This window comes from Streptomyces sp. NPDC059371 (assembly GCF_042751995.1).
GTDB lineage: Bacteria > Actinomycetota > Actinomycetes > Streptomycetales > Streptomycetaceae > Streptomyces.
The window spans coordinates 1-1,956 of sequence record NZ_JBHYXD010000210.1; the positions used below are offsets into that span (position 1 = coordinate 1).

The 1,956-nt window shown below is 74.2% G+C and carries 1 protein-coding gene and 1 pseudogene; both read right to left on the bottom strand.

Annotated features, from left to right (window positions below; genetic code table 11):
• Positions 1–117 precede the first annotated feature (117 nt).
• A complete protein-coding gene (locus ACFXGX_RS43235) occupies positions 118–1,002 on the bottom strand; it encodes a hypothetical protein (protein WP_384803999.1) in 885 nt (294 codons plus the stop codon).
• 177 nt (positions 1,003–1,179) lie between these two features.
• A pseudogene (locus ACFXGX_RS43240) lies at positions 1,180–1,911 on the bottom strand (hypothetical protein); the annotation flags it as partial.
• Positions 1,912–1,956 lie beyond the last annotated feature (45 nt).

Here is a 1,956-nt window from a genome sequence, read left to right on the forward strand (position 1 = left end):
GTCCACCTCCCCGTGCCCAGCGCCCCCCCCCCCCCCCCCCGCCCACGCCCCGGGGGGGGCCGCGCCCCCCGGCGCCGCCCCCCCCCCGCCCACGTGTTTGCGCCGTGGTGTCCGGCGTCAGCTCTGCGGACGGTGAGGAGTGTCGTCGTCCTTGTCCTCGTCGTCCTCGTCGTCCTCGTCTTCTTCGTCGAGGCCGTCGAGGTCGTCGACGTCGTCCGTGATCCCGTCCGTGGTCACGGACTCGATCTCGTCGTCGTCTTCGTCCTCGTCGTCCTCGTCGTCGTCCTCGTCCGCGCCCTGGCGCTCGTCCTCGACGAGGGTCTCCGTCGCGGTCCCGGTCGTGTCCGCGGTCGCGGCCTCGCCGTCCTCGACGAGGGCGTCGACGAACTCGACGCCGTCCATCTCGGCGAGCCGGTCGGAGGCGTCCGTGCTGCTGTCCTTGTCGGACTCGACGGTCTTGGCGAACCACTCGCGTGCCTCGCCCTCGCGTCCGGCGGCGAGGAGTGCGTCGGCGTAGGCGTACCGCAGTCGGGCGGTCCAGGGCTGGACGGAGTTCGAGGCGAGCTCGGGACTCTGCAGGGTGACGATGGCGGCGTCGAGCTGACCCATGTCACGCCGGGCACCGGCCGCCACGAGCCGCATCTCGACCTGGCTCGCCTTGTCCAGCTTCTGGACCTCGGGCGCCCCGGCCATCTCCAGCGCCTTCTCGGGCCGGCCGAGACCGCGCTCGCAGTCCGCCATCACGGGCCACAGCTCCGCGCTGCCGGTCATACGGCGCGCGGCACGGAACTCGGCGAGCGCCTCGCTGAACTTCTGGTTCGCGTACGCGGCGAAGCCGGCGGCCTCGCGCACGGCGGCGACACGGGAGGCCAGCCGCAGGGCGATCCTCGAGTACGCGTACGCGGCCTCGGGGTCCTCGTCGATGAGCCGGGCGACCATCACCAGGTTGCGCGAGACCTCCTCGGCCAGGCCCTTGGGCAGGCTGAGGAGCTCCTGCCGCACGTCCTTGTCGATCTCCTCACCCGTGACCTCGTCCGGGATGGGCAGACGCTTGATCGGTTCGCGGTCCCGGTCCCGCTCGTCGCGGTAGCTGCCGCCACCGCGGCGGTCGTCGCCACCGCGGTCGTCGCGGCCGCGGAAGCCGCCGGGACGCCCGCCCCGGTCGTCCTGGCGCGGTCCACCACGGCGGTCGTCGCGTCCCCGGTCGTCACGGCCACGGAAGCCGCCGCCGCTGCCGCCCCGGCTGTCGTCGCGGCGGAAGCCACCGCGGTCGTCGTCACGGCGCGGGCCGCTGGGCCGCTCGTCACGACGGAAGTCGCCACGGTCGTCGCGGCGGAACGGGGGACGGTCACTGTCCCTGCGCTCGTCGCGGCGGAAGTCGCCACCGCCCCGGCTGTCGTCGCGGCGGAAGCCACCGCGGTCGTCGTCGCGACGCGGGCCGCTGGGCCGCTCGTCACGACGGAAGGAGGACGGACGGTCCGCGTCACGGCGGAAACCGCCACGGTCGTCGTCACGGCGCGGGCCGCTGGGCCGCTCGTCACGACGGAAGTCACCACGGTCGTCGCGACGGAAACCGCCGCCACTGCCGCCACCGCGATTGTCGTCGCGACGGAAGTCACCGGCACTGCCACCACGGTCGTCACGGCGGAAGCCGCCTCCGCTGCCGCCACGGTCACCGGCGCCGCGGTTGTCGTCACGGCGGAAACCGCCGGCACTGCCACCACGGTCGTCACGGCGGAAGCCGCCTCCGCTGCCGCCACGGTCACCGGCGCCGCGGTTGTCGTCACGACGGAAACCGCCGGCACTGCCACCACGGTCGTCGCGACGGAAGCCACCGCCGCTGCCGCCACCACGGTCATCACGACGGAAACCGCCGCTGCTGCCGCTGCTGCCGCCACGGTCGTCCCGGCGGCAAACCCCGAGGCGTCCCCCCACGGTAACCCCCCCGCGGGTTGA